Raw genomic sequence first — 23,275 nt, forward strand, 5'->3', positions numbered from 1 at the left:
GCCCGTTCGGATCGTGTCGCCGGGGCGCGGATCTCCTCGGTCCGGCGATGCTGATCGGATGGACGAGAAGCCGCCGGAGATGGACCGCTGGGACGAGCGGATGGAGGTGCCGCTCGCCGTCGCGTCCGCGGTCTTCCTCGGCGGGTACGCGGTCCTGATCCTGGGGTCCGGCCTCCCGCAGGGCTGGCGGGACCTCTGCCTGGCGTTCACCCTCGCCGCCTGGGCCCTCTTCGCCGTGGACTACGCGGTCCGTATATGGCTGAGCGGCCGGCGGCCGCTGCGCTTCGTCCGCACCCACCTGCTGGACACGGTGGTGCTGATCCTGCCCATGCTGCGCCCGCTCCGGGTGGTCACGGCCTACGACAAGGTGCAGCGCCGCCAGGACAAGCCCCGGCTCACGCTCTACACCCGGGTGATGGCGTACTCCGGTCTCACGTCGATCCTGCTGGGCTTCGCGGCCGCACTGACCGTGTACCAGTTCGAGCACGCGGCCCCGGGCGCCACGATCGTCACCTTCGGGGACTCGGTCTGGTGGGCGTGCTCGACGCTCTCGACGGTCGGGTACGGCGACGTGACCCCGGTGACCCCGATGGGCCGGGTCACCGCCGTCGGGCTGATGGCCTGCGGCCTGGCGCTGCTCGGAGCGGTGACCGGCTCGTTCTCGTCCTGGCTGATCCAGACGTTCCGGCGGGAGGACGAGGGCGGGCCCCCGGGTGACGACCCGGGGGCCCGCTGAGCCTGGGCGGTCAGACCTGGACGCGGCGCTCCACCACGTCGACCAGCTTCGCCAGCGCCTCGTCGCGGGCGATGCCGTTCTCCTGCGAGCCGTCGCGGTAGCGGAAGGAGACGGTGCCCGCGGCCATGTCCTCGTCACCGACGATGATCATGAACGGGACCTTCTGCTTCTGCTGGTTGCGGATCTTCTTCTGCATGCGGTCGGAGGAGGCGTCCACCTCGACCCGCAGGCCCTTCTTCTTCGCCTCGGCGGCGAACTCCTGCAGGTAGTCGACGTGCGCGTCGCCGATCGGGATGCCGACCGCCTGGACCGGGGCCAGCCACGGCGGCATGGCGCCCGCGTAGTGCTCCAGGAGCACGGCGAAGAAGCGCTCGATGGAACCGAACAGGGCGCGGTGGATCATGACCGGGCGCTGCTTGGTGCCGTCGGGGCCGGTGTACTCCAGGTCGAAGCGTTCCGGCAGGTTGAAGTCGAGCTGCACGGTCGACATCTGCCAGGTGCGGCCGATGGCGTCCCGCGCCTGCACCGAGATCTTCGGGCCGTAGAAGGCCGCGCCACCCGGGTCGGGGGTCAGCGGGAGGCCCTGCTTCTCGGCGACCTGCTGGAGGACCGCGGTGGCCTCCTCCCAGACCTCGTCCGAGCCGACGAACTTCTCCGGGTCCTTGGTGGACAGCTCCAGGTAGAAGTCGGTCAGACCGTAGTCGCGCAGCAGGTTCAGGACGAAGGTGAGGGTGCGGTCGAGCTCCTCGGCCATCTGCTCACGGGTGCAGTAGATGTGCGCGTCGTCCTGGGTGAAGCCGCGGGCCCGGGTCAGGCCGTGCACGACGCCGGACTTCTCGTACCGGTACACGGTGCCGAACTCGAACAGGCGCAGCGGCAGTTCGCGGTAGGACCGGCCGCGCGCGTCGAAGATCAGGTTGTGCATCGGGCAGTTCATGGGCTTGAGGTAGTAGTCGGTACCACCGTCGAGCTGCATGGGGGGGTACATGCCCTCCGCGTACCAGTCGAGGTGGCCGCTCTTCTCGAAGAGGGCGCCCTTGGTGGCGTGCGGGGAGTAGACGAACTCGTAGCCCTCCTCCTCGTGCCGGCGGCGCGAGTAGTCCTCCATGGTCCGGCGGATGATGCCGCCCTTGGGGTGGAAGACGGCGAGGCCGGAGCCGATCTCGTCCGGGATGGAGAAGAGGTCGAGCTCGTTGCCGAGCTTGCGGTGGTCGCGCTTCTCGGCCTCGGCGAGGAAGTCGAGGTGGGCCTTCAGCTCCTCCTTCGACGGCCACGCGGTGCCGTAGATGCGCTGGAGCATCGGGTTCTTCTCGCTGCCGCGCCAGTAGGCGGCGGCGTTGCGCATCAGCTTGAACGCGGGGATGTTCCGGGTGGTGGGCAGGTGCGGACCGCGGCAGAGGTCCTTCCAGCACAGGTCGCCGGTCTTGGCGTCCAGGTTGTCGTAGATGGTCAGCTCGGCGCCGCCCACCTCGACGTCCGCGCCGTCGTCGCTGGAGGCGGAGCCCTTGATGCCGATCAGTTCCAGCTTGTAGGGCTCGTCGGCGAGCTCCTCGCGGGCGGCCTCGTCGGTCACCACACGGCGGGAGAAGCGCTGGCCCCGCTTCTGGATCTCCTGCATCTTCTTCTCGACGGCCTTGAGGTCCTCGGGGGTGAACGGCTTCTCGACGTCGAAGTCGTAGTAGAAGCCGTCCCGGACCGGCGGGCCGATGCCGAGCTTGGCCTCGGGGAACAGTTCCTGGACCGCCTGGGCCATCACGTGCGCGGTCGAGTGGCGCAGGATGTCGAGGCCGTCCGGGGAGGAGATCTCGACGGGCTCGACGACCTCGCCGTCGGCGACGACGTAGGTGAGGTCCTTCAGCTCACCGCCGACGCGGGCGGCGATCACGGACCGGTCGTCGGCGAACAGCGCGCCGGCGGTGGTGCCCGCGCTCACCGCCCGATCCTCGGCTCCTGAGGCGGACTGGACGGTCACACGGACTTCAGACACTGGTGCTCTTCTCCATTGGGGCGCGGGCAGATACGAAGTGCCGGCGTCGACGGTGCGCGGCAGAGACGAGGTGCCGCGTCGCCGTCGATCGTACCGAGCCCGGGGGGCCGCCCGCGAAACGTGCCCGCGGTCAGTCCCCCGGCCCGCACGCCTCCTCGAAGTAGTCGAGGTTCTCGTGGAGCGACTTCATCAGCCGGTCCCGCTCGGCCTCGTCCACCTGCACCGGCACGACCGCGGAGGCCTCGGTGAGCCGCCGGAAGCCGCCCCGGCTCTCCAGCCGGCCCACGACCCGGATCGGCAGACCCACCAGGTGGGCGTGGCCGGCCGTCCGGTAGGACTCCTCGTCCAGGCTCACCCGGACGTGCGGCACCTCGGCTCCGGCCAGCACCCGCAGCCGTACGGTGCCCTCGCCGCGCGCGCCGGAGCGGCGCATCCGGACGACCGCCCCGGTGATCCGTACCGGCACGGACGGCTCGTCGGTCAGGTAGCGGGCGCCGGCCTCGCGCAGGGCGGGCAGGTCGCCGGCCGAGAACTCGACGGGCTCGGGCCGCGCCGCGCAGCCCGCCGGGGTCCCCGCGGCGGGCGCCCATTCCAGGGCGATCCGGGCCCCTTCGCTGCCGCGGACGAGAGCGACCAGGGCCTCGGTCAGCTCCCGGCTCACGCCGGCCGTCACCGCGGCGTCGAAGGCCTCCATGCCTCCGGTGGCCCGCTGGTAGTCGGCGGCCTCCCGGGCCGCGTACAGCGCGTGATAGAGGCGTACGGCGATCGACCGGCCGTTCTCCACGGGGACGAAGGCGGTCAGGCCCCGGCCGTCGGGGGCGGCGCCGACGACGACCGTCCCGAGGGACGCCTGGGCCTGCCGGCGGTGCCGGGCCCCGTAGTAGCCGGCCCGGCCGCGCACGGCGAGCGCGCCCGCGAGGAGGAGCTGGCGGGCGGCCGACCGGAACTGTTCCTGCACCGCCCAGGGGACGGCGCCCGAGGGCCCCGGCGGCACGTCGCGCCACCAGCGGATCTCGTCGCTGGGCACGGTCAGCCCGACCAGCACCTCGCGGGCCGAGGGCACGGCGCTGCGGGCGAGCGCGGTGAGGGCCTCCCCGAGGAGGTCCTCGCAGTCGGGGAAGGCGCGGCTCTCGGGCACGAGCAGGCTTCCGGTGGCGGTGGCCGGCCCGGGCGGCGTCCAGCGGCTGTAGCGGCCCGGGGCGCCGCCGCGCCGCCGCCAGCCGTGGCGCGCCAGCAGCGCGCCGAGGACGAGCGGGTCGACGCGGCCGGGGTCGGGCGGACCGCCGGCGTCGCTCCAGGGGCCGGTGGGGCGGGCCGCTCCGGCGCTCCAGGAGCCCGGGAGTTCGGCGAAGGTGGGGTGGGGCCGGAAGGACGGGGACGCCGGGCCGTGGCCCGTCCCGCCCTCCGGCTCGTCGATCGGCCGGTGCATCAAGGTCTCCCTCCCACGCCGACCCGGGCCATGATCTCGCACAGCGCCCGGTCGTCGAAGATCCGTGCCGTCGGGATGCGCACGGTGGTCCTGCGCCGTCCCGTGACCGGATGGCCGGCCAGGTTGATCCAGTAGCAGCAGTGCCGCAGGTCGAGCCCGTCGTGCCCGGCCCGCAGCCAGTCCTCCCGGGAACGCGGTACGAGCATCACGACCAGGATCTTGTGCACCGAGACCGGGGTCCGCGCGAGCTTCACCAGGTGCTCGTTGTCGAGGGTGAACGCGAACGTCGCGGACGCGGGTCCGGGCACTCTCGGCGGTAGCTGGTAGGTGCACTTGAGCTGCACCTTGATGGTCACTTCGTCGTCCACGGTGTGGTCGGCAGCGCCGTGGCTCACATGCCAGTCGATGCCGTTGTCCGGAAACGGCTGCGACAGCGAACAGCCCGCCGCCGCCGCGACCGCGTGCAGGTACCCCACCTGAAGCGTCTCCATACAGGCGGTGGTGGCGAGCGAGCCACGGAGCGGTGCTGTCCGCTGGGTCGGCAGCCCTCCCGATTCGGGCTGGGCGAGCGCCATGTCGATTTCCTTCCCCGTCATGTGTGTTGTCACCGGCCCGCGTACGGCGCAAACAGCCCGGGTATCACCGATTCGGGCAGGGGGATCGCCATCTGCCGCACAGGTGCGAGGAGTTCGGGGATGACGCACTGGTACGAGGGGCCCCTGGCCTCATTCGACACGGAAACCACAGGAGTCGACGTCGAGGAGGACCGGATCGTCTCGGCCGCCCTCGTCGTCCAGGACACGGCGGGCGGGCGGCCGCGGGTGACGCGCTGGCTCGTCAATCCGGGCGTGCCCGTGCCCGAAGGGGCCACCGCGGTGCACGGGCTGACGGACGATCATCTGCAGCGGTACGGGCGCTGGCCGGCTCCGGTGATGGAGGAGCTGGCGCGCGCCCTCGCCGAGCAGTGTGCGGCCGGCCGGCCGCTGGTGGTGATGAACGCGCCCTTCGATCTGACGATCCTGGACCGCGAGCTGCGCCGCCACCGTGCCTCGTCGCTGGGCGGGTACCTCCGGAACGCCCCGCTGTGCGTGCTGGATCCGCGGGTGCTCGACAAGCATCTGGACCGGTACCGCAAGGGCCGCCGGACGCTGACGGACCTGTGCGAGCAGTACGGGGTGGAGCTGGACGGCGCGCACGACGCGGCGGCGGACGCGACCGCCGCGCTGGACGTCGTGCGGGCGGTGGCGCGGCGCTTCGCGTCCCGGCTGGAACGGCTGTCGCCGGCGGAGCTGCACACCCTGCAGGCCGTGTGGCACGCGGCACAGGCGCGTGGGCTGCAGGCGTGGTTCGCGCGCAACGGGACGCCGGAGGCGGTGGATCCCGCCTGGCCGCTCCGTCCGGAGCTGCGGACGGCGGCGTAGGGGCCCGCCGAGGCGCGGGATCCGCGACAGGGTCCCGGCATGCGGAAGGCCGGTCCGTCTTCTGACGGACCGGCCTCTCCCGGTGGGCGATACTGGGATCGAACCAGTGACCCCTTCGGTGTGAACGAAGTGCTCTCCCGCTGAGCTAATCGCCCGGGAACGGGTTGAACCATACAGGTCCCGGCGGGTTTCGTTCAAACCGCGCGAAGCCGTGCCGCGAGACCGCGCCGTCCGCCGCGCATCATCAGGGCGTGGTTGGCCAGGAAGAGCGGCCTCCCCGGGACGGCGAACCGGCGCATCAGCGGGTTGCGGACCTCGACCTCCTGCTCGTAGACGGCCCGCGTGCCGGCCCGGTGGCCGGTCAGGGTCCAGCGGGCCCAGCCCTCCAGGTCACCGCCCAGGCCGACCTCCAGGACGCGGGCCGCGGGTTCGCGGCGCCGGGTCGCGAGGGTGACGACGAGGTCGTACGGGAGGACCGAGCGGAACCGGGCGGTGCCGGTGACCTCGTCGACGGGCACGACCTCGCGGACCTGGGGCCACCAGCGCGGGTAGCCCCCGGCGTCCTCGAGCACGGCGTAGACGGCGTCGGGCGGAGCGGCCAACTGCCAGACGCTGCGGAAGCGGTAGCGGCACCAGTCCATGCCCCCAGTGTGCCCCGCGGGTACGTACTCAGGGCCGGAGATGAGTACCCGCGCGCATGCCTCGCGGTGTGTCCGGGGACACACTCCGCATATGGAGAACGCCCTGCCACCCGCGGACGAGCTGGTGCTCGTCGACCGCGAGCTGGCCCAACTCGACACCCGACGGTCCCAGTTGCTGGCCCGCCGGGCCTGGCTGCTGCAGGTCCTCGCCGCACCCGCGGCGCCGGCCGCCGCACGGCCGGCCGGCCCGCCCGCCCCTTCGCGCCCGCTCGCGGACTCGACGCCGCGCAGTGCGCAGAACGTCCTGCTGACGCTGGGCGGCGCCCTGCTGACGATCGCGGCGGTCGCCTTCACCCTGGTGAGCTGGGGCTCGATGGGGATCGGCGGCCGGGCGGCCGTGCTCGTCGTGGTGACCTCGGCGGCGCTGGCCGCGCCGGTGGCGCTGCTGCGCCGCGGCCTGGCCTCCACGGCGGAGGCGGTGGCGGCGCTGGGGATGGCGCTGATGGTGCTCGACGCGTACGCGCTGCACCGGGTGGCGCTGGCGGACACGGACGGCGTGGGCTACGCGGCGGTGGCGTCGGCCGTGCTCGCCGGGGCGTGGGCGGCGTACGGCCGAGGGCGGCTGCGGGGTCCGCTGCCGGTGGCGGTGGCGACGGCCCAACTCCCCTTGGTGCTCGGCGTGGTGGCGGCGGGCGGCGGCCCGTCGGCGCTGGCCTGGGCGGCGCTGGCGACGGCCGCGGCGGATGTGGCGGTGGCCCTGCGGGCGACCTCGGCCGCGGTGCGGATCACGGCGGGCGCCGGTGGCGTGACCCTGGGCGGCTGGGCGCTGCTGACGGGCGGCTGGCTGTCGCTGTCGTCGCCGATCCCGGGCGGCGCGCTGCTGCTCGCCGGCGCGGCGGTGGCGCTGTACGTGGCGTGGCGGGTGGCCCCGCTCGCGGAGGCGGCGGCCGTGGTGGCCGGTCTCGCGGTGGTCGCGGCGGCCGGCGGCGTGCTGCGCGCGGTCACCCCCGAGGTCTGGACGGTGCCGGGGTACGTGCTGTGCGCGGCCGCCCTGGCGGCGGCGCTGCGGTCGGCGGCGCCGCGTGCGGTGCGGCGGGGTCTGGCGGGTGCGGGGGCGGGCGTCCTCGCCCTGGGCGTGGCCTGGGCGCTGCCCCCGGTGGTGGCGGGGCTGCTGGCACCCGCGGCACGGTCGACGGAGGTGTGGTCGGACGCGCACGCCGAGCCGGTGCTCGCCTCGTACCCGGCGACGGCCCCGCTGGTCCTGCTCATGGGCACGGCCGCCCTGGCGGCGGTGCCGCGGCTGTGGGCCCGATGCGGCGCCCTCTTCCTGGCGTGGGCCCTGCTGACGTCGCTGCCCGTCATGCCGGGGCTCCCGTACGGCGCGACGCAGGCACTCCAGCTCCTGACCACCGCGGCGGCGCTGCTCGTCGCGGTCCGCCCGGGCGCGGCGACCCGGGGGCTCCGCGCCTCGGCCCACGCGCCGGACACCACGGGCACCGCCGGTCCGGCGGGCGGGTCCGCGGACGGTACCTCCGCGGCGGGCTCTCCGGGCACGGCGGCCGGCCCTTCGGGCTCCCCGGGCACGGCGGCCGGTTCCGGCGGCGCGGGCAGCGGCCCGGAGGCGTCCCGGCCGGGCTGGGGGCCCCGCCCCGTTCCGGTGGCCACCGCGCCGGTCCCGCCGCGCGAGGTCCTCGCGTGGTCCGCGTTCTCCTGCGGCCTCGCGTCCGCGCTGAGCGCGACGGCGGCGGCGCTGGACACCCGTGCCGCGACCTTCGCCGCGCTGGGGCTCCTGACGGCGCTCTTCGCGGTCACCGCGTTCCTGGCCGAGGACGTCCGCAGGGCCGMGGCCGCCTGTGCGGCGGTCGTGACGGCGACCGGGCTCGTGGCGGCCGGTACCGCCGCCGCGGAACTGCCCGCCCACCTGGCGGCCCCGGCCCTGCTCGTGGTGCCGGCGGCCACCGCCGCCGTCGGCGCGCGGCTCCGGCGTCATCCGGTGGCCCTCCCGGTGGAGCTGACCGGCGCCCTCGCGGGGCTGCTCGCGGTCGGCCTCGCGGTCTCCCGGCCGGCGGTGCTCGCACTGGTCCTCGCGCTCGCCGGTGTGATCGCGGCGGCGACGGCGGTCCGGCCCGAGCGGCGCCCGGCGGCCTCGTGGACGGCGGCGGCGCTGTTCCTGCTCGCCACCTGGGTGCGCCTCGCGGTGTGGGACGTGACGACCCCGGAGGCCTACACGCTGCCGGTCACCGTCCCCGCCCTCGTGGTCGGCGTGCTGCGGCGGCGCCGGGACCCGGAGGCCTCCTCCTGGACGGCGTACGGACCGGGCCTGGCGGTCACGCTGGTACCGAGCCTCCTCGCCGCCTGGACGGATCCCGACTGGCCGCGTCCGCTGCTCCTCGGGGTGGCCTCGCTGGCGGTGACCCTGCTCGGAGCACGCTTCCGGCTCCAGGCGCTGCTGGTGCTCGGCGGTACGGTCCTGGCCCTCGACGGACTGCACGAGCTGGCCCCGTACGTGGTGCAGGCCGTGGGGGCGCTGCCCCGCTGGCTGCCGCCGGCGCTGGCCGGACTGCTGCTCCTGGGGGTCGGCGCGACGTACGAGCAGCGGCTGCGGGACGCCCGCCGGCTGCGGGAGCGGCTGGGCCGCATGCGGTAGCCGGGCGGGTCCCCCGAGCCCGGCCGCGGACACCGCGGCCGGGGAACGCCGAAGGCCCGGAGACGTGATTCCGTCTCCGGGCCTTCGGTCCGGGTGGTGGGCGATACTGGGTTCGAACCAGTGACCTCTTCGGTGTGAACGAAGCGCTCTCCCACTGAGCTAATCGCCCGGGCGCACCCCAAACATTACCCCATGTCAGCGGGTCCCCCGGACCAGCGTCCGGGTCACCGGTCGATCTTCCACGGCATGACGAAGCCGTACTTCCAGAGGTAGATCCCGACGAGTACGCCGATGATCACCAGGCCGATCGTCGTGAGGATGATGTTGCGCCGGCGGACCTTCGGGTCGAGGGCGCGCTGGGCGGCCTCGGTGACCTTCCGCTTCGTCCACCGCAGCACGAGCTGGGCCCAGACGAACTCGGTCGCCCAGATCGCCATGCCGCCGAAGATGACCAGCCAGCCGGGGCCGGGCAGGGGCAGCATCACGATGCCGGCGCCGACGACCGCGAGCCCCACGATGAAGACGCCGACCTGCCAGCTCAGGTGCAGGCTCCGGCGGGCCTTGATGAAGGCCGGGGCCCGGGAGCCGAGCTCGGCCTCGCCGTCGGCCGCGGGCTCCCCGGACCGCTCGTCACTCTCCGCATTCATGCCTCAAACCTACCGGATTCCGGACGGTCACCGGAATGGGGGTATTACCCGAGGTCACGGACCCCCATACGAGCTACCTGAACGATCACAAAACAGACAGAGGGGTTTACAACGGCACCGTAGGTGGCATGTCGATTTCGCCGACGTGCGAATCCCCGAGCGCACACTGAGCGAAAGGCCCTGGCGCTTATGAACACCACGGTCAGCTGCGAGCTGCACCTGCGCCTCGTTGTGTCGAGCGAGTCCTCACTGCCTGTACCCGCGGGCCTGCGGTATGACACGGCCGATCCCTATGCCGTGCACGCCACCTTCCACACCGGAGCCGAGGAGACGGTCGAGTGGGTCTTCGCCCGCGACCTTCTCGCCGAGGGGCTGCATCGGCCCACCGGCACCGGCGACGTCAGAGTCTGGCCGTCGCGCAGCCACGGTCAGGGCGTCGTCTGCATCGCGTTGAGTTCTCCCGAGGGCGAAGCCCTGCTCGAGGCCCCGGCGAGGGCCCTGGAGTCGTTCCTGAAGCGGACCGACGCCGCCGTGCCACCGGGCACCGAGCACCGTCACTTCGATCTCGACACGGAGCTCTCCCACATCCTGGCCGACAGCTGAGCCAGGCAGAGAGCCGCACGGCGCCGTCCGACTCGGGGAGACGGCGCCGCGCGGACAACCGCATACGGCAGACATCGGCGTCCTCACCGCGCAGCCGGCGCGGCGGAGGGCGCCGTTGCCGTTCCACGGGCCGTGCGCGGGCCGGGGCCGGTCCGGGGCCCCGCCCCCGCGCCGACCCCGTCCGGTTCCGGACCGCTCCCGGCAGGCCGCGGCGGAGCCGCTAGAGTCAGCGCAATTCCGCGGGCGCCCGCCCGCGGCCTGCCAGGGAGCGAATCGTGCTGATCCCCCACGACACCCGGATCGCCCTCGACACCGTCGTCGATCTGATGAACACCGCGCCGCAGGGCGACCGTGACGACGAACTCGCGGACCTCGAGGCGCTGCGGACCTTCGTGCGCGCGCACGACATCAGCGACGTGGGCGTGCTCGACGAGCGCGACCTGCGCGCCGTGCGGGACGTACGGGGCAGGTTCACCGCCGTCTTCGGAGCGCCGGACGCCCGGATCGCGGCGACGCTGATCAACCAGCTGGTCGCCGCCGCGGGCACGACCCCGCAGCTCACGGATCACGACGGCTACGACTGGCACGTGCACTACTTCGCGCCGGGCGCCTCGGTCGCCGACCACCTCGGAGCCGACTGCGGCATGGCCCTGGCCTTCATCGTGGTGGCCGGGGAGCAGGAGCGGCTGCGGCGCTGCGAGGCGCCGGACTGCGGCCGCGCCTTCGTCGACCTGTCGCGCAACCGTTCGCGCCGCTACTGCGACAGCCGCACCTGCGGCAACCGGCTGCACGTGGCCGCCTACCGGGCGCGCCGCAAGGAGGCCGCGGGCTGACCGGTCGCCGGTGCCGGACAGGGCCTAGCCGTCCCGGGGGCGTCGACGCGGTCACGTGGACCCGCCTCACAGCAGGAAGAGGTCGTGCACGGCGGCCATCAGGAGAAGACAGCCGATCACCGCCAGGAAGATCATCAACGGTGGCTGGGAGAGCGCGAACAGACAGCCGCGCGGCTCCTTCGTGGGGGCGGGGACTCGGTCCCGCGAGGTATCCGGCATCTCGGGGGGATGATGACGCAGGAGTGCGTCACAGCCCGCCGCAACACGCCCCACGAACGCGGGAGTTCATCCCATTCCGTGGATACTCCGGTCGCCCCGCCGACCGCGCGGGCGTCAGATTCCGTGCTTCTTCAGAATCGCCTCGATGTCACTGAAGTCCTCGGCGGGGGCGGCCGTCTTCGGCTTCGGGGCGGCGCCACGCTGCCCCTGACCCAGTGAGGGCGCGGACGCGGCGGGCGCGACGGGGTCCTGACGGCCCCCCTGGTCCGCGGCCTTCCGGTCACCACGGCGACGGTCGACGGCGCGGGTCGACAGGAAGAGCAGCCAGGCCGCGCCCAGCACACCGAACCCGGCCCAGGCCATCGGGCTGAAGGCGGTGTCGAAGGCCCACTGCACCGCACCGGTCATGACCAGACCGAGCGGCACCAGGGCGTAGGCGGCGATCCGGGCCGCGGCCCGGTACCGCTTGCGGTACGCCGTGATCGCGGCGATGCCCAGGCCCGCCGCGGCCACCGCGGAACAAATGGTCTCGGCAAGCATGCGATCCTCCTGGCGCGGGGGCGATACGTCCCTTCCATCCTGCACCGGGTGTGCCGTCCGGGGCCATGGCGCGGGGCCGACCTCAGGGAGATCTCCGGGTCGACCCGGGGGTGATCTCCTCCTCGGGGCCCGGTTGGGCCGGGCCGCGCGGGGCTGGGAGACTGCTCCCATGAGTGACTCCACCACCGCCTCCGCCTCCCCCGTCGTCCTGGAGGCCTGGTTCGACCTCCAGTGCCCGGACTGCTTCCAGGCGCTCGACGACGTCCGCGCGCTGCGCGAGAAGTACGGCGACCGGATCGACGTACGGCTGCGGCACTTCCCGCTGGAGAAGCACAAGCACGCGTACGCCGCCGCCCAGGCCGCCGAGGAGGCGGCCGAGCAGGGCAAGGGCTGGCCGTACGCGGAGGCGCTGCTGGCCAGGACGGCGGAGCTGGACGGGCGCGGGGAGCCGGTACTGGTCGAACTGGCCGGCGAACTCGGCCTGGACGCCGAGGAGTTCGACACCGCGCTGATCGACGGCCGGCACCTCCTGGTGGTCGACGCCGATCAGGCCGAGGGCAAGGCGATCAAGGTCACCGGCACCCCGACCTACGTGATCGACGGCGAGCGCCTGGACGGCGGCAAGAGCCAGGAGGGGCTCCGCGCCCGCATCGAGGAGATCGCGGACCGCCTGCTCGCCGGCTGATCCCCGGGACCCGCGATGCCCTGCCGGGTCCCGGCCTGATCGGCAAGACGCGCCCCAGGGCGTGTAGCGAAAGTCCCGCCTGCCCCGCCCTCCGGGCGGACGGCGCTCCTTCGCAACGCGCCCTAGAGCAGCCGCTTGAAGCCGTTGACGTGGGTCGTGCGGTAGCCGAGCGACTCGTAGAGCCGGAGGGCCGGGGTGTTGCCCGCGAAGACGTGCAGTCCGAGCAGGCTCTCCCCGGCCTCGATCGCGACCCGTTCGGCGAGCAGCATGAGGGCGCGCCCGTAGCCCCGGCCACGCTGGGCCGCGTCTACCTCGATGTCGTAGACGAAGGCCGCCATGGTCCCGGGTTCGAGGGCCATCCGGCCGGTCCAGAGGTGGCCCACGACCTGCCCGTCCCGCACGACGACGCTGATCCGGACGCCGGGGGTGGCGAGACCCCGCGGGAGATGGGTGCGGTGGCTGTCCTCGGCCTTGGCCCGCGCCTGGTCCTCCGGCACGCCCCGGTCGATCCAGCTCTGTGCGAAGCCCTCCCTGGCCCGTGCCTCCCAGACCACGTACTCGGCCTCGGTCATGGGGCGGATCTCGACGCCCTCCGGCAGCGCCGGGGGCTCGGCCGGCAGTTCCTTGACCATGTTCCGGCTGCGTTCGGTGTAGCCGAGGGCGGTGGTCATCCGCAGCGCCGCCTCGGCTACGGCGGGGACGGAGACATGGACCTGGCCGCAGCCCCAGCCGCGCAGGATCTCCTCGGCGGCCAGCGCCGCGACCGTGCCGCGGCCCCGGCGGCGGTCCGGCTCGTCGATGCCGAGGGCCGTGATCTCTCCGGCACCGGGGCCGAAGCCCGGCGCGGTGGCGAGGTGGACGGAGCCGACGCGACGGCTGTTCACACAGACGTCGTAGGTGCGGGATCGGCCGCCGTCGGGCGTCTGCTGAAGCGGCTCGACCGGCCGCAGGGTGGTGGTCATCACCGGTGTTGTACCCACCCCACGGCCGTCCGTCATCCGCTTTTACGCGAGGCGCGGGTCCCGGTCGGCGGCGGAGCGCTCGTCGAAGACGCGCATCGCCTTGGCTGTCACGGGCCCCGGGGCGCCGGCGAAGTCACGGCCGTCGACCCGGTGGACGGCCTGGAGGTCCCGCAGCGTCGAGGTCAGGAAGATCTCCTCGGCGCTCTCCAGGACGTCCAGGGGAAGGTCGGTCTCCTGCGCCCCGGTCCACTCGACGGCGAGCGCCCGGGTGATCCCGGCCAGGCAGCCGGAGGAGACCGGCGGTGTGTGGATCCGGCCGTCGATCACGACGAAGACGTTGGAGCCGGTGCCCTCACAGAGCTGCCCGACGGTGTTGGCGAACAGCGCCTCCGAGGCGCCCTGTTCGCGCGCCCTGGCCAGGGCCACGACGTTCTCGGCGTACGAGGTGGTCTTCAGGCCGGTGAGCGCGCCGCGCTCGTTGCGGGTCCACGGCACGGTGATCACGGCCGTGGAGTCGGGGCGGCGGCCGGTCTCGCCCAGCGCCACGACGAGCCCGGTCCCGGCGTCACCGCGCTCGGAGCCCAGCGGGGAGACACCGCCGGTGTACGTGATGCGGAGCCGGCCGAGCTCCATGGGGTTGGCCTCCAGGACGGCGGCGCACGCCCGCCGCACCTCGTCGAGGTCGGGGTCGGGCAGGCCCAGGCCGCGGGCGGATCGGGTCAGGCGCTCCAGGTGGAGGGTGAGAGCAAAGGTTTCGCCTCGCTCCGCCTTGACCGTTTCGAAGATCCCGTCGCCGACGGTCAGCCCGTGGTCCAGGACGGACACCCGGGCTTCCTCCACGTCGTACAGTCCGCCGTTGACCCAGAGTTTCATCGAGAGATGGCCTTTCCGCTCGCCTCGTACGTGCCAGACGCTACCGCGAGGAGCCGCTCGGCCTTGAGTTCGGTCTCCGCCCATTCGCGCTCGGGGTCGGATCCCCACGTGATCCCGGCGCCGGTGCCGAAGCGGAGCACCCCCTCGGCGCGGTCGATCCAGAAGGTGCGTATGCCGACGGCCAGCTCCCCGGTGCGCCGGTCGGCGTCGACCCAGCCGACACCTCCGCAGTAGGGGCCGCGCGGGGCGGTCTCCAGCGCCTCGATGATCCTCAGGGCGCTGGACTTGGGGGCGCCGGTGACGGAGCCGGGCGGGAAGGTGGCGTCGAGGAGCCCGCGCCAGCCGGCCCCCTCCGCGAGCTCGCCGCGGACGGTGGAGACGAGGTGGACCAGGCCGGGGTGCGCCTCGACGGCGCAGAGCTCGGGGACGGAGACCGATCCGGTGGCGCAGACCCGGCCCAGGTCGTTGCGGACGAGGTCCACGATCATCACGTTCTCGGCGTGGTCCTTCTCCAGGAGGTCCTCCGCGGTGCGACCGGTCCCCTTGATGGGGCCCGAGGTGACGACCTCACGGTCGCGGCGCAGATAGAGCTCGGGCGAGGCGGTGGCGATCTCCACGCCGTGCGCGGGCAGCCGGATCGTCCCCGCGTAGGGGGCCGGGTTGCCGCGGGCCAGAAGGGCGGTCAGGGCGTCGACGTCGGCTCCGGACGGGTCCGGAAGCGGCGCGGACAGGACGCGGCAGAGGTTCGCCTGGTAGACCTCGCCGCGCGCGATGTGGGCCCGGATCCGGCGCACGCCCTCGGTGTACGCGGCCCGGTCGAGCGAGGACGTCCAGTCGCCGGCGGCGGGGCCGCGCCAGGCGCCGGGGACCGGCGCGGGAACGGGGTCCTGGCGCACCTCGCCGAAGCGTGCGCAGGTCAGACGGCCTTCGAAGTCGGCGGAGACGGCCCAGAAGCCCCGCGAGTCCAGGGCCTCGGGGTCGCGGGTGACGTCCCGCAGATCGGTGGCGACGAGGCCGCCGAAGCGGGCCATGGGAGCGAGGGAGTGCACGGATGTGAGTCTAGGACGCCCCGGAGGAGGGTGCCGGGGTCGCGGCCGGGGGCCGCGGCGAGCCACCCGGAGGACACGGGGAGTGAACGCCGCGCGAACGCTCCCGCGCGACGGGCCGGGCGCTCACCTCCGCACGCACGTCAGCACGCTGCGGAAACGCGTTTTTGTGCTGGCCCAGGAATCCGCTAGAGTTCAACACGTCGCCGGGACGCGCAAGCGGAACGGAAACGACAAGCGGACGTGGCTCAGTTGGTAGAGCATCACCTTGCCAAGGTGAGGGTCGCGAGTTCGAATCTCGTCGTCCGCTCGATGTGGGGGATCTTCCCGACCCCCCGTATTCACTCCTGGTGGAGTGGCCGAGAGGCGAGGCAACGGCCTGCAAAGCCGTCTACACGGGTTCAAATCCCGTCTCCACCTCCAAGGACGATTAGCTCAGCGGGAGAGCGCTTCCCTGACACGGAAGAGGTCACTGGTTCAATCCCAGTATCGTCCACTGATCCGTAAGGATCTGGTCCGCAAGGATCCCCGCGCGATTAGCTCAGCGGGAGAGCGCTTCCCTGACACGGAAGAGGTCACTGGTTCAATCCCAGTATCGCGCACGCAGCAACCACCTGGTCCTGTATGGTTTGGGACCGACCCGCGCGATTAGCTCAGCGGGAGAGCGCTTCCCTGACACGGAAGAGGTCACTGGTTCAATCCCAGTATCGCCCACCGGGAGAGGCCGGTCCGTCAGAAGACGGACCGGCCTTCCGCATGCCGGGACCCTGTCGCGGATCCCGCGCCTCGGCGGGCCCCTACGCCGCCGTCCGCAGCTCCGGACGGAGCGGCCAGGCGGGATCCACCGCCTCCGGCGTCCCGTTGCGCGCGAACCACGCCTGCAGCCCACGCGCCTGTGCCGCGTGCCACACGGCCGGATCGCTCCTGCGGAACGCGCCGAGGGCCGCGGCATCGTGCTGGCCGTCACCGAGTTCCTCACCCAACGCCTCGTGGGCACCGTCCGGTTGCGCGGCACCCACTGGGACTCCAGCCGGGTCAGGGCCTCCAGCTCGCCGTAGTCCAGGAATATCCCGCGGCAGCCGCTGCACTGCTCGATCTGGACGCCGTTGCGGTTGTACGTGTGCATCGCTGCATGGCACTTGGGACACTGCATGCTCGGCTCAACTCCCTGCCGTTCGAAATGGTGCCTTCACCCTATGCGGACGCGGGCGGGGCCAACTCGGTTCGGAGGGAGCCGATTCGGGAGCAGGTGTCGATCATCACTTCCTCCACCTCGTCGAGGGGGCGGCCCTCCGCGGTGGACTTGGCCAGCGCGAGCGCCGCGGTCTGCACGGTCAGGGCGCGCGCGGGGACGTCGAGCCGGACCCAGGGGTCGTCTGCCCCGGAGGCCGGTGCGGCGACCGGCAGCGGGCCGGGTCCGGCCGGGGTGACCGCGGGGCCGCCGGCCGTGCGGTAGGCGTCCAGGAATCGGGACCAGACGTCCGGCGGCAGGATGCCCGCGGCGTACCAGGCGGCGGGGCGGGCCAGGTCCCACGCGGGGTCGCCCCGGCCGAGGTCGTCGACGTCGATCAGGAGCCAGCGTCCGGTGCCGGCGGCCCCGTCCCGGACCAGCTGGCCGAGATGGAAGTCGCCGTGGCAGAGGTGGCCGGTGTCCGCGATCGCCCCCGGCACGGTGCGCCAGGCCCGCAGGACGGCGTCGACGGCGGGAGCGGGGGCGCCGGAGCGGCGCATGCGGTCCACGGCGAGGGCGGCCTTGGCGGGCGCGCGCATCGCCGGGAGGCGCGGCGGCGGCGGGGTCAGGTGCAGCCGCGCGAGGAGCCGGGCGGCCTCCTCCCAGGGGGCCGCGTCCGGGTCCGCGGGGTCCACGGGGCTTCCGTACGGCCAGGCGGTCGGGATGCGCTCGGAGACGGCCCGGTCCGGCAGCGAGAGGGGGCGCAGCAGGATGCCGTCCGTGTCCGGGTGGGCGGCGACGTCCATCCGGGCCCGGTGCTCCGTGGGGTCGGTGCCCGGCGCGTGGGCCTTGACGACGACGGCGCCGTGCCGCACGACGGTCCCGTCGTCCCGGTCGGCGAGGACGCCGGTGGCACACGAGCAGGCACCACCGGGGCCGGCGTGGGCGGCGTCGCGGGCGAGCGCGTGGAGCAGGTCGAGGTCGTCAGGCAGCACCCGGGGAGCGTACGCCGCCGGGGGCGGCGAGGTGGCGGGCTCCCCCGGCGGCCGGGCGGGGGCCTCCGCCGTGCGCGCCGGTGCCGGAGGCGGGCCTCGGCGTGCGGCGGGTACCGGCGAGAGGGCGGGTCGGCCGGGGAGGCTCGCGGATGCCCGGGGCGCGGCGGGCACACGCGGCAGGAGAGAGGCGAGGAGCGGGCGATGCCGCGGCGGACATGCGCGATGGCCGGTCAGCTCCCCAGCTGACCGGCCACACGCTGTCGTCCGCCGCACCCCCGTCCCCACGGGGTTGTCGGCCGGATGTCCCCGACCCGGGCCGCTCTCCCGGATCCAGGGCGCCGCTCAGCGCCCCAGCATCACGCCCACGGACGACGCCTGAGTGACCACCGCGTCCCAGCCGCCGAAGACGACCACGAGCAGGGCCGCGAGCGGGAGAACCATGGCGGTCGCCACGAGGGGGTGACGGCGGCCCGAAGGACGGGTGTTCATCCGCGATGCCGTGTACGCCATGGGTCCTCTCCCGTTCGAATCCTGGGGCGGCGGGTGCGTGACCTCGGGGGACGAGTGCTGCCCCCGCCGCTTGATTCAAGACTAGGGAGCGGGAGACGCCCGGACGTCATGCCCGCGTACCGACTTCCGGGCCTCCCGGAGGATGACCCCCGCCCTCATGGCGTACTCCCCAGGGTGGAGGCGCCGGTCTAGGACTGAGGGTCTTCCCGGAGGGGTACCGGCTGCTCGACCAGGGCCAGCACGCGGCTCGCCATGAAGCGGGCGGTCCGGACGACCACTCCGGTACGCGTGACTTCGCTCACTTCCACCACCCCGCGACGGACCGCCGTCTCGACCCTTCGACCCGCCCGGCTTGCCACCACTTCGTACGTCCGTGTCGTGTCCCCCGCATCCACGACAATCTCCACGCGATCACCCTTCATCGATCCAATCCCCCTTCTGTGACCGGACATTGGGAAATCCCGCGGTCTCGACGCCCGGCGACGGCGGCGTCCTGACCACTCTTCAATTGTCCTCCTCAGCACTGACAATCGATGCGGCCGCGAGGGCGCGGCCTATGAGCGCGCGGAGGCGCCAATACGTAAGCTGTGCCACGTCGAACGGACGAGGGGACGGACATGGCGATGATGCGGCTCCGGCGCGAGGATCCGCGGATCGTCGGGTCGTTCCGGCTCCACCGGCGGCTCGGCGCCGGCGGGATGGGGGTCGTCTACCTGGGGTCCGACCGGCGCGGGCAGCGGGTGGCGCTGAAGGTGATCCGGCCCGATCTGGCCGAGGACCAGGAGTTCCGCTCGCGGTTCGCCCGCGAGGTGTCCGCCGCCCGGCGCATCCGGGGCGGCTGCACGGCCCGGCTGGTCGCCGCCGACCTGGACGCGGACCGCCCCTGGTTCGCCACCCAGTACGTGCCCGGCCCCTCGCTGCACGACCGAGTCGCCGAGGAGGGCCCGCTGCGGGCCGCCGACGTCGCCTCCATCGGGGCGGCGCTCTCGGAGGGGCTGGTCGCCGTCCACGAGGCCGGGGTCGTGCACCGGGACCTCAAGCCGTCGAACATCCTGCTCTCCCCCAAGGGCCCCCGGATCATCGACTTCGGCATCGCCTGGGCCACCGGCGCCAGCACCCTCACGCACGTGGGCACGGCCGTCGGCTCCCCCGGGTTCCTCGCGCCCGAGCAGGTACGGGGCGCCGCCGTCACCCCGGCGACGGACGTGTTCTCGCTGGGCGCCACCCTCGCGTACGCGGCGATGGCGGACTCTCCCTTCGGGCACGGCAGTTCCGAGGTCATGCTCTACCGGGTGGTGCACGAGGAGCCGCAGCTGCACGGTGTTCCCGACGCGCTGGCCCCGCTCGTGCGGGCCTGTCTGGCGAAGGATCCCGAAGAGCGGCCCAGCACCCTGCAGCTGTCCATGCGGCTGAAGGAGATCGCCGCCCGCGAGGCCCAGGGGCTGCCGGCCGCACGGCCGCCGGCGCAGCGGGAGCGGACCGAGCAGGCGGCGGAGAACCGGCCGACGGAGCGGTACACCGAACGCACCACCCAGGGCCGGACCCAGGGCCAGGGACCCGCGTCCCGGCCGTCCGCCCCGCGCACGGGCGGCGGGTCGCGTGCCGCCCAGTCCCGCACGAACGGACGGCCCGCGCCCTCCCGCCCGGGGGTACGGAGCACGTCGACGGGGCGCCGGCCGGCCAATCCCCGCCTGCTGCGCCAGCGGCTCTTCGTCTTCGTCGTGGTGACGCTGGTCGTCGCGCTGGGCATCGCGGCGGCCCAGGCGCTTCAGGGCTGATCGACCACCGACCGGGCGGTGCCCGCGCGGCCGGTGCGGGCGTACCGGCCCGGCGTGATGCCCCAGACGCGCTTGAAGTGCCGGGTGAGGTGCGCCTGGTCGTAGAAGCCGGCGGCGAGGGCCACGTCTCCCGGTGGCCGGCCGTCGAGCAGCAGCCTGCGGGCGAGGCCCACCCGGCGGGACGTCAGGTACTGATGCGGCGCGATGCCGAAGGCCGCGCCGAACGCGCGGACGAGGTGCGCGGGATGGGCGTGGAGGACAGCGGCGGCTTCCTGGAGGGTGGTCCCCTCGCGGAGGCGCGCGTCCAGCAGGTCGCGCAGGTCGTGCGCGACACCCCCGCCCCGGACAGGCCTGCCGGGCACGGAGCCGGGCCCCGGTGCGGGACGCAGGTGCGTCCGCAGGCGCTCGCCGATGAGGGCCAGCCGGCTCTCCGCCTCCAGCTCCTCGCCCGGGCGGGCGAGGGCGGTGTGCAGCTGCCCGACGCGTCGGCGCAGGACGGGGTCGACGAGGTCGGGGCTGTCGACCGCCGGCCCGATGAGGCTCTCGTCCAGCTGGGTCGTGTCGAGGTAGAGCACCCGCTTGCGGAAGCCGTGGGCGGTGGCGGGTGAGCCGTTGTGGGGCACGTACGGCGGGAGGAGGCTGACGGTGCCGTCCGGGGTGCCGCGCTCGTGGCGGTCCAGGTCGTAGCGGACCGCGCCGTCGTCGACGATCAGCAGCGTCCAGTCGTCGTGGACGTGCAGCGGGTAGGCGTGCTCGGTGAAGCGGGCGTGGAAGACCTCGGTGACGCCCGGGACCGACGGGCGCCACGCGGAGATCTCCTCCGGAGGCGTCATGCGAAGAACGTACAAGACGGCGACGGGGTGGCTCCCGCAGTCTCGAACCATGAGAACGACGGACGAGAACGAAGCGACGGCGACGGCGACGGCGACGGACGGCACGGCGGGCGCGGGCGCGCCGGTGCGCTTCGACACCAAGATCGCCGTGCTGCTGCGCGAGGACCTGGAGCCCTGGCAGCGGCTGAACGTGACCGCCTTCCTGGTCAGCGGGCTCGGTACGGCGTCACCCGAGGTGATCGGGGAGCCGTACGAGGACGCCGACGGCACCGCCTATCTGCCGATGTTCCGGCAGCCGGTGCTCGTGTTCGAGGGCACGAAGGAGGTGATCACCGCCGCGCACGCCCGCGCGCTGTCGCGCGGGCTGCCGGTGGCCGTGTTCACCGCCGACCTGTTCGGCACGGGCAACGACCGGGACAACCGGGCGGCCGTCCGGGCCGTGGGCCGGGACGCGCTGGACCTGGTGGGGACGGCCGTGTACGGACCGCGCAACGCGGTGGACAGGGTCCTCAAGGGGGCACGCATGCACCCGTGAGTCAGTCCTGGGGCCGACCGGAGGCGACCGCGTAGAAGGCGACGGCCGCCGCCGCGCCGACGTTGAGGGAGTCGACGCCGTGGGCCATCGGGATACGGACCCATTCGTCGGCGGCACGCAGCGCCTGCGCGGACAGGCCGTCGCCCTCGGCGCCGAGCATCAGCGCGGCCCGCTCCAGCCGGTGCGGGGCCGCGACGTCGATCGGGGACGCCTTCTCGTCGGGGGTGAGCGCGAGGAGCTTGAAGCCCGCCTCCCGGACGGCCTCCAGGCCGCGGGGCCAGGTCTCCAGACGGGCGTAGGGCACGGAGAAGACCGCGCCCATGGAGACCTTCACCGAGCGGCGGTACAGCGGGTCGGCGCAGTCCGGGGAGAGCAGCACCGCGTCCATGCCGAGCGCGGCGGCGCTGCGGAAGATGGCGCCGATGTTGGTGTGGTCGTTGACGGACTCCATGACGGCGACCCGGCGCGCCGTGCCGAGGAGTTCCACGGCCGTCGGCAGCGGCTTGCGCTGCATGGAGGCGAGGGCGCCCCGGTGCACGTGGTAGCCGGTGACGCGCTCGGCGAGGTCCGGCTGCACCGCGTACACGGGCGCCGGGACCTCGTCGATGACGTCGCGCATCACGTCGACCCACTTGGCGGAGAGCAGCATCGACCGCATCTCGTAGCCGGCCTGGCGGGCCCGGCGGATGACCTTCTCGCCCTCGGCGATGAACAGCCCCTCGGCGGGCTCGCGTCTGCGGCGGAGCTCCACGTCGGTCAGGCCCGTGTAGTCGCGCAGGCGCGGGTCGTCGGGATCGTCGATGGTGATGAGTTCGGCCACGAGGTGATACTGCCTTGTCCGGGGTGTGGTGCCAATGTGTGGGGCGGGGTTCGGTTACCCCTGGTTACTGCCGGAGGCTCCCGGGGCGAGCTTGCCGGGGCCCTCGCCGACCACGTCTCCGATGACGATCACGGCCGGCGGCCGGACGTCCTGCGCCACCACTGTCTCGGCGACCGTGGCCAGGGTGGCGTCCACCCGGCGCTGGGCGGCCGTGGTGCCCTCCTGGATCAGGGCGAGGGGCGTGCCGGGGTCCTTCCCGTGGGCGACGAGCGCCTCGGCGATCTTGCCGATCTTGTCGACGCCCATGAGGACGACCAGCGTGCCGGTGAGCTTGGCCATCGCGGCCCAGTCGACCAGCGAGCGCGGGTCGTCGGGCGCGACGTGGCCGCTCACCACGGTGAACTCGTGGGCCACGCCGCGGTGGGTGACCGGGATGCCGGCCGCGCCAGGCACGGAGATCGAGCTGGAGATGCCGGGGACGACGGTGCAGGCGATGCCCTCGGCGGCCAGCGCCTGGGCCTCCTCCATGCCGCGGCCGAAGACGTAGGGGTCGCCGCCCTTGAGGCGGACGACGGACCTGCCGGCCCTGGCGTGCTCGACGAGCGCGTTGTTGATGGCCTCCTGGGCCATGAACCGGCCGTACGGGATCTTCGCCGCGTCGATGACCTCGACGTGCGGGGGGAGTTCGTCGAGGAGGTCGCGCGGGCCGAGCCGGTCGGCGATCACGACGTCCGCCTCGGCGAGCAGCCGGCGTCCGCGGACGGTGATCAGGTCCGGGTCGCCGGGTCCGCCGCCGACCAGGGCGACGAAGGGCGCGCGGGAGCGGTGCTGCGGGGCCGCGATCGAACCGTCCCGCAGTCCCTCGACGATCGCGTCGCGCACGGCGGCGGAACGGCGGGGGTCGTGGCCGGTGAGCACGGCGACGGTCACGCCCTCGCTGCGGCCGGTCGCCGGGGTCCACGCGGTGGCGGCCTCGGCGTCGTCGGAGCGCACGCACCACGTCTTCGTCCGCTCGGCCTCGGCGGAGGCGGCGGCGTTGGCGACCGGGTCGCTGGTCGCGACGAGGGCGTACCAGGCGTCGGCGATGTCGCCGTCCTGGTAGCGGCGCCTGACCCAGGTGATCTCGCCGGCTTCCGCCATGGCCTCGACGGAGGGGGTGGCGGACGGGGAGACGAGGGTGATGTCGGCGCCCGAGGCGATCAGCGTGGGAAGACGGCGCTGGGCGACCTGGCCACCGCCGAAGACGACGACGCGGCGGCCGGAGAGGCGCAGGCCGACGGGGTAGGCGGGGTGCTCGACGTGCTCGGCGTGTTCGGCCATGGGCGTGCGGCTCCTCGGAGGGGCGGGGCGTGTGCGGGGGCCGC

Annotated in this window: 25 protein-coding genes, 7 tRNA genes and 2 pseudogenes; 14 read left to right on the forward strand and 20 right to left on the reverse strand. The window is 73.7% G+C overall.

Features of this window, described 5'->3' with window-relative positions; all coding sequences use genetic code 11:
• The first annotated feature begins 58 nt into the window (after positions 1-58).
• Complete coding sequence (locus EAO71_RS08340) at positions 59-736, forward strand: potassium channel family protein (RefSeq protein WP_147977135.1); 678 nt, start codon at positions 59-61, stop codon at positions 734-736.
• A gap of 10 nt (positions 737-746) precedes the next feature.
• On the opposite strand, the gene thrS is transcribed toward EAO71_RS08340, so the two are convergent.
• From thrS to EAO71_RS08355, 3 genes are all read right to left on the reverse strand, one after another.
• Complete coding sequence (thrS, locus tag EAO71_RS08345) at positions 747-2,723, reverse strand: threonine--tRNA ligase (protein WP_147977136.1); 1,977 nt, start codon at positions 2,721-2,723, stop codon at positions 747-749.
• A 130-nt stretch (positions 2,724-2,853) separates the two neighbouring features.
• Positions 2,854-4,152: a hypothetical protein gene (locus EAO71_RS08350; protein WP_147977137.1), complete on the reverse strand. Its 1,299-nt coding sequence runs from the start codon at positions 4,150-4,152 to the stop codon at positions 2,854-2,856.
• Positions 4,152-4,727, reverse strand: coding sequence for a DUF4365 domain-containing protein (locus tag EAO71_RS08355; RefSeq protein WP_147979176.1), 576 nt, complete (start codon positions 4,725-4,727; stop codon positions 4,152-4,154). The genes EAO71_RS08350 and EAO71_RS08355 overlap by 1 nt, the downstream gene beginning before the upstream one ends.
• A gap of 120 nt (positions 4,728-4,847) precedes the next feature.
• On the opposite strand from EAO71_RS08355, the gene EAO71_RS08360 reads away from it, so the two are divergent.
• Entirely contained in the window at positions 4,848-5,573 is a 726-nt protein-coding gene (locus EAO71_RS08360) for a 3'-5' exonuclease (RefSeq protein ID WP_147977138.1), read from the forward strand.
• An 83-nt stretch (positions 5,574-5,656) separates the two neighbouring features.
• Here the strand turns inward: EAO71_RS08360 and EAO71_RS08365 are convergent.
• Both EAO71_RS08365 and EAO71_RS08370 read right to left on the reverse strand, forming a co-directional pair.
• A tRNA-Val gene (locus EAO71_RS08365) sits at positions 5,657-5,728 on the reverse strand.
• A gap of 39 nt (positions 5,729-5,767) precedes the next feature.
• The gene (locus tag EAO71_RS08370; protein ID WP_147977139.1) at positions 5,768-6,214 is read right to left on the reverse strand and encodes an SRPBCC family protein; all 447 of its coding nucleotides are present in this window, start codon (positions 6,212-6,214) and stop codon (positions 5,768-5,770) included.
• Positions 6,215-6,305: 91 nt separating this feature from the next.
• Here EAO71_RS08370 and EAO71_RS08375 point away from each other — a divergent pair, with 91 nt between their 5' ends.
• Positions 6,306-8,861, forward strand: coding sequence for an SCO7613 C-terminal domain-containing membrane protein (locus EAO71_RS08375; protein WP_147977140.1), 2,556 nt, complete (start codon positions 6,306-6,308; stop codon positions 8,859-8,861).
• A gap of 94 nt (positions 8,862-8,955) precedes the next feature.
• Here the strand turns inward: EAO71_RS08375 and EAO71_RS08380 are convergent.
• Together EAO71_RS08380 and EAO71_RS08385 are read right to left on the reverse strand one after the other, a co-directional pair.
• Positions 8,956-9,030: transfer RNA gene (locus EAO71_RS08380), tRNA-Val, on the reverse strand.
• 55 nt (positions 9,031-9,085) lie between these two features.
• On the reverse strand, positions 9,086-9,508 hold the full coding sequence (locus tag EAO71_RS08385) for a TIGR02611 family protein (protein ID WP_147977141.1): 423 nt from the start codon (positions 9,506-9,508) through the stop codon (positions 9,086-9,088).
• 189 nt (positions 9,509-9,697) lie between these two features.
• Between EAO71_RS08385 and EAO71_RS08390 the strand changes: the two genes are divergently transcribed.
• Both EAO71_RS08390 and EAO71_RS08395 read left to right on the forward strand, forming a co-directional pair.
• The gene (locus EAO71_RS08390) at positions 9,698-10,111 is read left to right on the forward strand and encodes an SsgA family sporulation/cell division regulator (RefSeq protein WP_015032345.1); all 414 of its coding nucleotides are present in this window, start codon (positions 9,698-9,700) and stop codon (positions 10,109-10,111) included.
• A gap of 275 nt (positions 10,112-10,386) precedes the next feature.
• Complete coding sequence (locus tag EAO71_RS08395) at positions 10,387-10,944, forward strand: CGNR zinc finger domain-containing protein (RefSeq protein WP_147977142.1); 558 nt, start codon at positions 10,387-10,389, stop codon at positions 10,942-10,944.
• Positions 10,945-11,010: 66 nt separating this feature from the next.
• Here the strand turns inward: EAO71_RS08395 and EAO71_RS37550 are convergent, their stop codons facing one another.
• Together EAO71_RS37550 and EAO71_RS08400 are read right to left on the reverse strand one after the other, a co-directional pair.
• A complete protein-coding gene (locus tag EAO71_RS37550; RefSeq protein ID WP_187282606.1) occupies positions 11,011-11,163 on the reverse strand; it encodes a hypothetical protein in 153 nt (50 codons plus the stop codon).
• A 114-nt stretch (positions 11,164-11,277) separates the two neighbouring features.
• Positions 11,278-11,703: a hypothetical protein gene (locus EAO71_RS08400; RefSeq protein ID WP_147977143.1), complete on the reverse strand. Its 426-nt coding sequence runs from the start codon at positions 11,701-11,703 to the stop codon at positions 11,278-11,280.
• A gap of 169 nt (positions 11,704-11,872) precedes the next feature.
• On the opposite strand from EAO71_RS08400, the gene EAO71_RS08405 reads away from it, so the two are divergent.
• Positions 11,873-12,388 carry a DsbA family protein gene (locus EAO71_RS08405; RefSeq protein ID WP_187282607.1) on the forward strand — a complete coding sequence of 172 codons (516 nt, stop codon included), beginning with the start codon at positions 11,873-11,875 and terminating at the stop codon, positions 12,386-12,388.
• Positions 12,389-12,510: 122 nt separating this feature from the next.
• On the opposite strand, the gene EAO71_RS08410 is transcribed toward EAO71_RS08405, so the two are convergent.
• Genes EAO71_RS08410 through EAO71_RS08420 form a run of 3 tightly spaced genes read right to left on the reverse strand, consistent with a single transcriptional unit; the run spans position 12,511 to position 15,272 of the window.
• Positions 12,511-13,350, reverse strand: a complete 840-nt coding sequence (locus tag EAO71_RS08410) for a GNAT family N-acetyltransferase (RefSeq protein WP_147977145.1) — start codon at positions 13,348-13,350, stop codon at positions 12,511-12,513.
• 42 nt (positions 13,351-13,392) lie between these two features.
• Positions 13,393-14,223 (reverse strand): aminotransferase class IV, encoded by an 831-nt coding sequence (locus tag EAO71_RS08415; protein WP_147977146.1) that lies wholly within the window; start codon positions 14,221-14,223, stop codon positions 13,393-13,395.
• Positions 14,220-15,272: a chorismate-binding protein gene (locus tag EAO71_RS08420; RefSeq protein WP_147977147.1), complete on the reverse strand. Its 1,053-nt coding sequence runs from the start codon at positions 15,270-15,272 to the stop codon at positions 14,220-14,222. The genes EAO71_RS08415 and EAO71_RS08420 overlap by 4 nt, the downstream gene beginning before the upstream one ends.
• 234 nt (positions 15,273-15,506) lie before the next feature.
• Here EAO71_RS08420 and EAO71_RS08425 point away from each other — a divergent pair.
• From EAO71_RS08425 to EAO71_RS08445, 5 genes are all read left to right on the forward strand, one after another.
• Positions 15,507-15,579, forward strand: a tRNA-Gly gene (locus EAO71_RS08425).
• 39 nt (positions 15,580-15,618) lie between these two features.
• A tRNA-Cys gene (locus tag EAO71_RS08430) sits at positions 15,619-15,692 on the forward strand.
• A gap of 1 nt (position 15,693) precedes the next feature.
• Positions 15,694-15,765: transfer RNA gene (locus EAO71_RS08435), tRNA-Val, on the forward strand.
• A 34-nt stretch (positions 15,766-15,799) separates the two neighbouring features.
• Positions 15,800-15,871, forward strand: a tRNA-Val gene (locus EAO71_RS08440).
• 42 nt (positions 15,872-15,913) lie between these two features.
• Positions 15,914-15,983: transfer RNA gene (locus EAO71_RS08445), tRNA-Val, on the forward strand.
• A gap of 83 nt (positions 15,984-16,066) precedes the next feature.
• Here the strand turns inward: EAO71_RS08445 and EAO71_RS08450 are convergent.
• Positions 16,067-16,183: pseudogene (locus tag EAO71_RS08450) on the reverse strand (3'-5' exonuclease); the annotation flags it as partial.
• On the opposite strand from EAO71_RS08450, the gene EAO71_RS37555 reads away from it, so the two are divergent.
• Positions 16,172-16,327: a hypothetical protein gene (locus EAO71_RS37555; protein ID WP_187282771.1), complete on the forward strand. Its 156-nt coding sequence runs from the start codon at positions 16,172-16,174 to the stop codon at positions 16,325-16,327. The pseudogene EAO71_RS08450 and the gene EAO71_RS37555 sit on opposite strands and share 12 nt — an antisense overlap.
• Here EAO71_RS37555 and EAO71_RS08455 read toward each other — a convergent pair.
• The 4 genes and pseudogenes from EAO71_RS08455 to EAO71_RS08465 all read right to left on the reverse strand — a co-directional run.
• A pseudogene (locus tag EAO71_RS08455) lies at positions 16,285-16,422 on the reverse strand (TFIIB-type zinc ribbon-containing protein); the annotation flags it as partial. The gene EAO71_RS37555 and the pseudogene EAO71_RS08455 sit on opposite strands and share 43 nt — an antisense overlap.
• 41 nt (positions 16,423-16,463) lie before the next feature.
• Positions 16,464-17,435: a phosphotransferase gene (locus EAO71_RS08460; protein WP_187282608.1), complete on the reverse strand. Its 972-nt coding sequence runs from the start codon at positions 17,433-17,435 to the stop codon at positions 16,464-16,466.
• A 342-nt stretch (positions 17,436-17,777) separates the two neighbouring features.
• Positions 17,778-17,945: a hypothetical protein gene (locus EAO71_RS37560; RefSeq protein ID WP_187282609.1), complete on the reverse strand. Its 168-nt coding sequence runs from the start codon at positions 17,943-17,945 to the stop codon at positions 17,778-17,780.
• 188 nt (positions 17,946-18,133) lie between these two features.
• Positions 18,134-18,367 carry a hypothetical protein gene (locus tag EAO71_RS08465; RefSeq protein WP_137990476.1) on the reverse strand — a complete coding sequence of 78 codons (234 nt, stop codon included), beginning with the start codon at positions 18,365-18,367 and terminating at the stop codon, positions 18,134-18,136.
• Between the two features lie 195 nt (positions 18,368-18,562).
• Here EAO71_RS08465 and EAO71_RS08470 point away from each other — a divergent pair, with 195 nt between their 5' ends.
• Entirely contained in the window at positions 18,563-19,723 is a 1,161-nt protein-coding gene (locus EAO71_RS08470; protein WP_147977148.1) for a serine/threonine-protein kinase, read from the forward strand.
• Here the strand turns inward: EAO71_RS08470 and EAO71_RS08475 are convergent.
• Positions 19,714-20,556: a helix-turn-helix domain-containing protein gene (locus tag EAO71_RS08475; RefSeq protein WP_147977149.1), complete on the reverse strand. Its 843-nt coding sequence runs from the start codon at positions 20,554-20,556 to the stop codon at positions 19,714-19,716. The two genes, EAO71_RS08470 and EAO71_RS08475, sit on opposite strands and share 10 nt — an antisense overlap.
• Positions 20,557-20,605: 49 nt before the next feature.
• Here EAO71_RS08475 and EAO71_RS08480 point away from each other — a divergent pair, with 49 nt between their 5' ends.
• The gene (locus EAO71_RS08480; RefSeq protein WP_147977150.1) at positions 20,606-21,091 is read left to right on the forward strand and encodes a DUF2000 domain-containing protein; all 486 of its coding nucleotides are present in this window, start codon (positions 20,606-20,608) and stop codon (positions 21,089-21,091) included.
• Between the two features lies 1 nt (position 21,092).
• Here EAO71_RS08480 and EAO71_RS08485 read toward each other — a convergent pair whose 3' ends face one another.
• Together EAO71_RS08485 and cobA are read right to left on the reverse strand one after the other, a co-directional pair.
• Positions 21,093-21,911 carry a TrmH family RNA methyltransferase gene (locus tag EAO71_RS08485; RefSeq protein WP_147977151.1) on the reverse strand — a complete coding sequence of 273 codons (819 nt, stop codon included), beginning with the start codon at positions 21,909-21,911 and terminating at the stop codon, positions 21,093-21,095.
• Positions 21,912-21,965: 54 nt separating this feature from the next.
• Positions 21,966-23,231 carry a uroporphyrinogen-III C-methyltransferase gene (cobA, locus tag EAO71_RS08490; RefSeq protein WP_147977152.1) on the reverse strand — a complete coding sequence of 422 codons (1,266 nt, stop codon included), beginning with the start codon at positions 23,229-23,231 and terminating at the stop codon, positions 21,966-21,968.
• Between the last annotated feature and the right edge of the window lie 44 nt (positions 23,232-23,275).

The sequence above is a fragment of the Streptomyces sp. MS191 genome (genome assembly GCF_008042125.1).
Lineage (GTDB): Bacteria > Actinomycetota > Actinomycetes > Streptomycetales > Streptomycetaceae > Streptomyces.